Source organism: Pseudomonas sp. D8002, assembly GCF_013385695.1.
Classification (GTDB): domain Bacteria; phylum Pseudomonadota; class Gammaproteobacteria; order Pseudomonadales; family Pseudomonadaceae; genus Aquipseudomonas.
On record NZ_JACAPM010000038.1, the window covers coordinates 138,179 to 145,542 of the forward strand.

At 55.4% G+C, this 7,364-nt stretch carries 12 protein-coding genes and 2 pseudogenes; 12 read left to right on the plus strand and 2 right to left on the minus strand.

The window, feature by feature from the left end; all coding sequences use genetic code 11:
- Positions 1-46 precede the first annotated feature (46 nt).
- Positions 47-121: pseudogene (locus HX807_RS32040) on the minus strand (Rha family transcriptional regulator); the annotation flags it as partial.
- Between the two features lie 200 nt (positions 122-321).
- On the minus strand, positions 322-927 hold the full coding sequence (locus HX807_RS23330) for a hypothetical protein (protein WP_102606482.1): 606 nt from the start codon (positions 925-927) through the stop codon (positions 322-324).
- A gap of 189 nt (positions 928-1,116) precedes the next feature.
- Here HX807_RS23330 and HX807_RS23335 point away from each other — a divergent pair, with 189 nt between their 5' ends.
- The 12 genes and pseudogenes from HX807_RS23335 to HX807_RS23390 form a co-directional block, all read left to right on the plus strand.
- On the plus strand, positions 1,117-1,305 hold the full coding sequence (locus HX807_RS23335) for a hypothetical protein (protein ID WP_003212725.1): 189 nt from the start codon (positions 1,117-1,119) through the stop codon (positions 1,303-1,305).
- A gap of 63 nt (positions 1,306-1,368) precedes the next feature.
- Entirely contained in the window at positions 1,369-1,671 is a 303-nt protein-coding gene (locus HX807_RS23340) for a hypothetical protein (RefSeq protein WP_003212724.1), read from the plus strand.
- A gap of 161 nt (positions 1,672-1,832) precedes the next feature.
- Complete coding sequence (locus HX807_RS23345) at positions 1,833-2,276, plus strand: septation protein IspZ (RefSeq protein WP_003212723.1); 444 nt, start codon at positions 1,833-1,835, stop codon at positions 2,274-2,276.
- A 214-nt stretch (positions 2,277-2,490) separates the two neighbouring features.
- On the plus strand, positions 2,491-2,787 hold the full coding sequence (locus HX807_RS23350; protein ID WP_003212721.1) for a hypothetical protein: 297 nt from the start codon (positions 2,491-2,493) through the stop codon (positions 2,785-2,787).
- A 256-nt stretch (positions 2,788-3,043) separates the two neighbouring features.
- Positions 3,044-3,364 carry a hypothetical protein gene (locus tag HX807_RS23355; protein WP_158244087.1) on the plus strand — a complete coding sequence of 107 codons (321 nt, stop codon included), beginning with the start codon at positions 3,044-3,046 and terminating at the stop codon, positions 3,362-3,364.
- Between the two features lie 160 nt (positions 3,365-3,524).
- Positions 3,525-3,962 carry a hypothetical protein gene (locus tag HX807_RS23360; RefSeq protein ID WP_003212717.1) on the plus strand — a complete coding sequence of 146 codons (438 nt, stop codon included), beginning with the start codon at positions 3,525-3,527 and terminating at the stop codon, positions 3,960-3,962.
- A complete protein-coding gene (locus tag HX807_RS23365; RefSeq protein WP_102368932.1) occupies positions 3,959-4,150 on the plus strand; it encodes a hypothetical protein in 192 nt (63 codons plus the stop codon). The genes HX807_RS23360 and HX807_RS23365 overlap by 4 nt, the downstream gene beginning before the upstream one ends.
- Entirely contained in the window at positions 4,147-4,341 is a 195-nt protein-coding gene (locus HX807_RS23370) for a hypothetical protein (protein ID WP_003212713.1), read from the plus strand. The genes HX807_RS23365 and HX807_RS23370 overlap by 4 nt, the downstream gene beginning before the upstream one ends.
- 156 nt (positions 4,342-4,497) lie before the next feature.
- Positions 4,498-5,222: pseudogene (locus tag HX807_RS23375) on the plus strand (hypothetical protein).
- Positions 5,219-5,782: a siphovirus Gp157 family protein gene (locus tag HX807_RS23380; protein ID WP_102606480.1), complete on the plus strand. Its 564-nt coding sequence runs from the start codon at positions 5,219-5,221 to the stop codon at positions 5,780-5,782. Before HX807_RS23375 ends, HX807_RS23380 begins: the two are co-directional and overlap by 4 nt.
- 317 nt (positions 5,783-6,099) lie before the next feature.
- Entirely contained in the window at positions 6,100-6,360 is a 261-nt protein-coding gene (locus HX807_RS31785) for a hypothetical protein (protein ID WP_080673251.1), read from the plus strand.
- On the plus strand, positions 6,332-7,364 hold a 1,033-nt coding region (locus tag HX807_RS23390; RefSeq protein WP_218174103.1), incomplete at its 3' end, for a hypothetical protein. The genes HX807_RS31785 and HX807_RS23390, both read left to right, overlap by 29 nt.

Consider the following 7,364-nt stretch of genomic DNA (forward strand, 5'->3'; position numbering starts at 1 on the left):
TGTTGAAGACGCCGACCTCGTACGTCGGCTTTTTTGTGTCTGAAATTCAGGCTGCCTTCACCGACGCATCCATCACGTCCAGGCTCTGCCGAACGTGATTGATCTCTTGGCGGATCAGGCTCAGAGGGTTGGCAACTGACCCGGGCGTGCAGCGTAAAGCGCCAAGAACAGTTATCCAGCGGGAGAACAAGCCGAAAGGCCCGCGGCTGGAAGAACAATTGAATCAGGTCGGCGACTGACGCCAGTAGCGGGAAACCGACCAGCAGAACATTTCACGTCAGCGCCTGAATCGGGCGCTTTCGGAAGCCAACTGAATAGCGGCTATCGACGCTTACCCATGCCCGGCGCTCCACCGCTAACGATCTGAACCCATCCTTTAGGCATGGATCGATGCGGAGCGGAGCTCAGATGAGTTTCGTCTATGTCTTTGGTGCACGCCGGGCAAAGCGTAGGCGGTTGTTGCCATTGGATATGAATTGAAAACTTGCTATCACACCGCCAACAGACCTTTCGGACCCATTTCGACTCTGAATCCTTGATTGAAGGCTTCGTTTGCTTTGGTGGTGAAGCTAACTTCGGTTTTTTAGCTGTCTTGCTGGCTTTTTTTGCCTCTTTGATCGCCGATCGAGCGGCCTTACGACTCTGCTTCGTGCCCTTTTGCTTTGCGACTTCTCGAAGTTCGATAATTTTGTTGAGTCGCGCAAACTCCAAGCGAAGGTCTCTGGTTAGGTCATCAAGCTCATAGTCAGCCTTATATGCCAACGACCGGACTACACCTTCTTCGATTTCCTTGCGCTTGCTGGCAGCGCGATCAGAGAAATATTGCTCAGACTCTTCGCTGAATCCATCCCGAGACATGTGCGGCGCAGTCTCACCCTCGCCGGATTTTCTTATGAGCTTCAATCGCTCGAGCTTATCGCCATCCATGTGGAACCCCGATCCCTGACCATATCGGCAGAGTAGCAATTAGCTGGTACTGAGCGCCAGGTGAGTGATTCTAGTGACGAGGTGTTGACCGAACTGGCGAATGACCTGGTAAGCGGCGCGAGAGACACCCACAGATTTACTGATGCCGCTTCTATGAGGCGGCATTGGAAATCAACGGAGGGCAACACGATGACCGATGCAGCAGCAACACAAACGAAGTGCACGTACTGCGGCAAGCCAGCCGAAAAGGTGGTGCGCCGCAACATTCACGACCGCACTCGCGACCCATACACCAATCGGCAGGTGCTTCGCACTCGAGAGTTGTCGTTTTGCAGCGCCGAGCATGCAAGCAACTACCAGATGGGCTGCGAAGGCTGACGGACCTTTTCACTGATGCCCATCCAGAGCGGTGGGCATCGGGAAAATAACCGGAGCATGACCATGAACAAAGAACAGATTTACGACGCTCAGATCAGCCCGCTCATGCGGCAGGTCATTGCGATCTGTAAGGAACACGGCATCGCGATGATGGCGAGCTTTTCCATTGGTCACGATGGCGAAGGCCCGAACGGTGAAGACTGCTCGAATTTGACGTGCAACACGTTGCTGCCTGATGGAGCTGGCGAGCCATACTCTGTTTTTGCACAGGCGAACGCATTGATCCGCCGTAATGGACGGCCGGCTCCGCTGACGTTCACCACGGAACACGGCGACGGCTCCAAGACCATGACGGCAGTTATCTGAACAACCAGCGCCACGATAGCCTGTCGTTAAATGCCCGGTCACCTGCATGACAAAATTTTCGTACTTTATGGAGCCAATACAATCTAGTAGCTTAGAACTGAAATCCTAAACGTGAAACGGCATACCGCCGCTACATGATGAACACCTTAAGGTCTCGTAGAATGAGTGTGACAAAAAATTGGCTGAGGCTGTCCTTTGCGCTTTTGTGGCGCGCGTTTCTATTGTTCCAAATTTTCGGTTTGGTATTTGGTGTACTGCTTGGAAAACTCCTACTGCCGAGCTCATTCGTCATATTGATTAAGCCTACAATTTTGTACGGATCATTAGCTCTGGTAGTAGTTATCGCTGAAGCCGGATTCAAGCTCAATCTACTTCAATGCATTTTCGGAAAACGTTTAAATCTGTCAAAACCACAATGGCGCATGTGTGCACTTTCACTGGCGTTGCTTCTCGCAACTATGGCAGTGTTGAGCGTTGCGGTCGCTTTTTCCACGCCATTTGATTTTTGGCTTTACTACAAAGTTTTCGGCAGTCCGGTGATATTTGTTGCTGGCATATTCGCTATTTCTTGGATTGCCATCAGCAAGACCAGCATTCACCAGTAATCGCACCTCCCCTAGTGGTGGCTGACCGCTCTGAACAGGGCCTCAGCTCCACCATTCCTACAGCAATGCATTGAGGACTCCCTGTCCTCTCATATCAATCCGATTTTTCGGATTCCCACCTCTACCCGTCAGCACTCCTCCCCCGCGCCCATCGGCAACCAGCGGGAGGCATGAGTGTTGACGAATACAGGTGAACCAACGAACGGAGAAAATCATGGCCAAGAAGGTTGGCGTAAAAACCAGGAGCGCCCAAATCGGCGTTCGAATCAGCCCCCGCGCTAAGTACATGCTCGATGTAATGGGTCGCATCCAGCGCAGAACAATGAGTGGAGTTATCGAATCGGCTCTTTTGGCTTATGCCAAGTGCGACGAAGAACGCTTAGCCGACCAGACATGGTCAACGGATGAAAGCGAACGATTGCTCAACCTTTACCTAGTAGCGCCTCACCTCCTGTCATTCGACGAAGAGATTGAGGCCAAGCGGCTAATCGCAGCCAAAGCAACCGCCTAACCCCAAGCAATGGAGGCCGCCAATCGTCAATGATCTCTGGGTCGAGATCGATGCCCGCAGCGCCGGTAACGGTGGGCGGCACCCGGCGCCGGTTGCGGTCAGCTTAGGCTGACTGTGCGATGAGAGCCTTCCAACGATGTCGGACGCCAACCCCGCAGGTGCGAGACACCTAGCATAAGGTATGCGTTCTCACTTCTTGGGGAGGTAGTACGAGCACATATCTGGAAGCTTAGATACGACGACAGAGTTGCTCATATTGAACGCCAACGATTGGATTTTTGCTTTGGAAGCTGGATCAGCTTTGACTCGGCGAACTTCTGCTCTAAGCGACTCGGTCGTCTCCGGATCGCTATTTAAAGCGTTCTCAACGCTGCTATTCGAATCTGGATTGGCCTTGACGCAAAGGCTTTCAATGGCCAGCAAATTGACGGCGTTTTCGGTGTCGTCCTCTGCTGCGCTTGCCAAGGTACTTGCGACCGAGGAAACGCTCAATAGCAGAAGCGCTGCAGTAATTCGCTTTAAAAACATCATTGATCTCCCTGAAAAAACTGAAATTTATCATAGCGCTATTGATTGACGATTTTCCAGTTTTCCCCCGCATAGACACCTCCCCACCCACTACCAACAACCTTACCGGTCAGGTGCCCGACAGACCTATTTATGCCGGGATTCAAAGACGGCCACTTCAAATACGTCGCTTACACCGACTAACCCACCCAGCCGCCTCGGAGGCGACCATGAACGCAGCATTGAAGATATGCCAGGAGCGTTACGACGCTCAGTTGCCTCCAGAGGTCAGCGAGAGCGACGAGGTGACGGACTGGCTTGAGCATTCGGCGGAGCGCCTGGTGTGCGGCGTCGACATCAAGTGGAAGCGCCGCTACGGCCAGCCGCAGGTGGTGACGTTCGACCGGTTCTGCACTGTCCTGCAAGGCCATCTGAACCAGCGCCAGATCGACGGCCTGGACCAGCGCGATTCGTTTGCCCGCCTGCTGCTGTCGGCAATGCTCGGCAGCCAGAGCGATGCCCGCGCCCACGCTGCCGACTTGCTGGGCCAGCAGCGTCCGATTGAGGCGGTCGAGAAGATCGCTGTGGCGCTGCTGAGGCCCTATGCCGAGGACGCTGTAGCGGCGGAACGGGAAGAGCGCGAAGACGATGTGGATGCAGACCTATGAGCCCTCACATCCTGATCGATGAGGCGCTGGAGGCCCTGGAGCATCCCAGCAGTGAACCAGGCGCCCAAGCCGTCGTGGTGCGGATGATCACCAACATGCTCACTGGCGACGCAATCACCGTCGAGGAGTTCAACCATTACTGCCAGCGGCTGCTGAAGATCACCACGCAGCGCAAGGAGGACGCATGACCACCGCACCGGTTAAATCGCTAATCGACGAGCAGCTCGACGACGTGGAGGCCAAGCTGATCATGCTGGGCTTCGGCCTCCCCTTCAATGAAGTGATCGGCCAGCCGCGTGAGCGTGCCGTGGCCACCCTGCCGAAGCGCCTTACAGCAACCATGAAGGGCGGGCGGATCGCGGTGAGGGTTCGGCCGTGACCACCCGCCAGCGCACCAGGCGCCTACTGATCTGGCGCGGCTCTTTCTCTGCCCTCTCCGTCTGCACCTTCCTGATGTTGCTCAGCGCCCTCGCTGACCGAATCACCCAATAACCAACACCTTCAATCGCTGCGAGCATCGCGGCAAGGATTCCCCATGTCGACAAACATGCAGATCTGGGAAAAGGTCAGCACGACCGACACCCGCTACACCAAAGCTGCCGAGGTTGGCGGACAGAAGATCACCAGCCTGAACGGCACGGCGATGATCATGAAAGCCACGGAGATATTCGGGCCTGTCGGCATCGGGTTTGGGTGGTCAGTCATGGAGGAGCGCTTCGACGCAGGCTCAGAAATGGCTAGCGGCGAAGGCGACAAACGCCTCGTACTGGGTCGAGAGCTCAACCACACCATCAAGATTCGCTTCTGGTTCGAGCTGGACGGCAAGCGCGGCGAGATCGAGCAGTACGGCTGCACTCGCTACCTCTACAAATCGAAGTTCGGTACGACAACCGATGGCGAGGCGCCGAAGAATCGCTGACCGATGCCATCAAGAAATCGCTATCTATGCTCGGCTTCAGCGCCGACGTGTTCCTGGGGATGTTTGACGACGCGGAGTACGTCAATCAACTGAAGGACGAAGAGCTGATTGAACACGCCGAAGACCAGGAGGCCGAGAGGGCTCGCCAGCAGCAGGAGCGCCTGGACTACATCAAATCGGTTATCGACACGATGGCCGGAGCCCAGTCCCCCCAAGAGCTGAAAAAGATCCATGACGTTGCGGTACGCAAACTCACTCTGCGCAAGGACACCAAGGGCGCCGAGCGTATCTCGCTGGAATGGAAGCGAATCACCGATGCCGATAAGGAGGCTGCAGCATGACCCAGCTCTACACACTCACCGGCAAGCTGGCCGAACTTCAAGCAATGGCTGACACCGACGACGAGGGGTTGAAGGAGGCTCTGCAGTACGCCATGGAGGAGATCCAGGGCGAGTTCGGCGATAAGGCTGAGAGCGTCGTCATGCTGAGTCGGAACATCCAAGGCGACATCGACGCAATAGACAAAGAAGTCGACCGGCTGAATGAGCTCAAGCGCATCCGGAAGAATACCGTAGGCAAGCTCGACGAGTACTTGCGCAATAACATGGAGGCCTCCGACATCAAGACGATCAGGCGACCGTTGTTCACGATCACTCTGGCTTTGGCGCCCGAAAAGGTCATCGTCGATAAAGAAGACGATATCCCGGATGACTTCATCGACACCAAAACCGTGTTCTCTCCCGACAAGCGTGCTATCGCGACCAAGCTCAAGGAAATCCGAGATCACAACGCAGCCGTAACAAAGCGTATGGCGGCCGGTGAGGATGCGGAGCACGAACTTTTACCCGAACCAGCCTGGGCTCACCTGGAGCGCGGCGACAGTTCAATCCGCATTAAGTGAGGCCCTCATGATCAGCAACTACCTCAGCCTGGTCGAGGCACTACGCCCGGCCTCGGATGAACTGGCGGCCCAGGTCGCCCGGTTTCTGGCCGGCGGCGGCCAGATCGAAGAAGCGGCGCCCATCGGGTATAAGCCCAAACCCATCACCTACAGCAACCAGATGCCGCCAGCGCTGAAGCCATTTGTTCGACGGCGGGTTGAGGCGACTCCCCTGCCCCCTGCACTCAAAAGATATACGCCAGCAGGAACGCGACGAGCTTGCCGAGCGTATTCGGGAACTGGGAGCCACGCACACGCAAACGGAGGCATCGGTTGCCTTGGGCCTGAGCCGGCGCACCCTCTACAGCTTCGCGAAGGAGTACGGCATCGCCTTCAAGAAGCCAACCCGGGGCGGCGCCAACGGCGCAGTTCGAAGCGAACAGGTTCAGGCCCGCGACGCGAAGTACGCCGAGCGGATTCGCGCCTTCCTGGAACTGGGCATCACCCGGCGCCAGTGCTGCGGCAGGCTGGCGATCGGCAACAAGGCCTTCGAGCGGATCATCGCCGCCCATGGTATCGATTACCCAAAACGATCGTAGAAACATGCCGGAAACGCTAGATTTCGAACATCGTAAACAAGCAAAACCCCATCATCAAGGAGCAAAGGAAATGCTAGAAAACATTAACGAAGCGGGTATCACCAGTCAGGTCGTCGACAATATCTCAGCACTTAAGGCACTCGTTACGGCGAGTGACGCGGTTTATGTGCTTGGATATTACGTGCCTGGAGATGGAGGTGGAGGTGTCTATCGCAGGGATCCCGACGATGTCACTACACCGGACAATAAAGGAAGCGTGATCGTTGGTGACAACGGCACTTACCGTTGGAAGCTTTGCCAAACTACGCCTTATACCCTTAAACAGTTCGGCTGCAAGGGCGACGGAATCACTGACGATACCGCCGGGTACCTGGCTTGCTTCAGCACTGGACTCCCTGTACATATTCCGTCTGGCCGATACAAGGTAGCGCCGATTGGACCGGCCGCTGTCTACCCGGAAGGGCGGGAGCCGAATCGGACCTCCGCCGTGACGCTAGGCACCGGTCAGAACGTTACAGGAGAAGGTGCGGGCTCGGAATTAATCTGGGGCAACACTACCAAGCAGGCATTTTTCAGAGTAGTTAACGCCAAGAATATTGTGATCTCGGGCATCAAATTCACGGGCGGCTACTCTGCGATTATCATCGATCCGACTGCTGATGGATCGGTTGACGATGTAGGGCTTAAAAACTGCACCCTAGATGGGCAGTTGATCGGTTTGCTCGGCGGTCGCCAGTACGCATTGGACCCCACTGGATCCAAGTACTGCTCGAATATCTGGATAGAAACCTGTGACCTTCGAAATATTGTCGTTCACGGCATGGTCGCTACCAACTGTTATCGCCCAAGAGCCACGAGTAATAACTTTGAGTCCTTCACTGGCGGCTTTTGCATAGACTTCTCCCAGGGAACTCGCGGGGGAATTATCAGCAACAACACTGGCAACAATGTTCTGCACTTCTGCAAAGTAGAGTCGTCAAATATAGGCTTGAACGGGCAACCAC

What these genes read in the sequence shown, in the direction of transcription:
- HX807_RS23340 (WP_003212724.1), top strand. Translation starts at nt 1,369, where the DNA reads ATGAACAAAGAACAGATTTACGACGCTCAGATCAGCCCGCTCATGCGG.
- HX807_RS23360 (WP_003212717.1), top strand. Translation starts at nt 3,525, where the DNA reads ATGAACGCAGCATTGAAGATATGCCAGGAGCGTTACGACGCTCAGTTG.
- HX807_RS23365 (WP_102368932.1), top strand. Translation starts at nt 3,959, where the DNA reads ATGAGCCCTCACATCCTGATCGATGAGGCGCTGGAGGCCCTGGAGCAT.
- HX807_RS23345 (WP_003212723.1), top strand. Translation starts at nt 1,833, where the DNA reads ATGAGTGTGACAAAAAATTGGCTGAGGCTGTCCTTTGCGCTTTTGTGG.
- HX807_RS23370 (WP_003212713.1), top strand. Translation starts at nt 4,147, where the DNA reads ATGACCACCGCACCGGTTAAATCGCTAATCGACGAGCAGCTCGACGAC.
- HX807_RS23380 (WP_102606480.1), top strand. Translation starts at nt 5,219, where the DNA reads ATGACCCAGCTCTACACACTCACCGGCAAGCTGGCCGAACTTCAAGCA.
- HX807_RS23330 (WP_102606482.1), bottom strand. Translation starts at nt 927, where the DNA reads ATGGATGGCGATAAGCTCGAGCGATTGAAGCTCATAAGAAAATCCGGC.
- HX807_RS23350 (WP_003212721.1), top strand. Translation starts at nt 2,491, where the DNA reads ATGGCCAAGAAGGTTGGCGTAAAAACCAGGAGCGCCCAAATCGGCGTT.
- HX807_RS23335 (WP_003212725.1), top strand. Translation starts at nt 1,117, where the DNA reads ATGACCGATGCAGCAGCAACACAAACGAAGTGCACGTACTGCGGCAAG.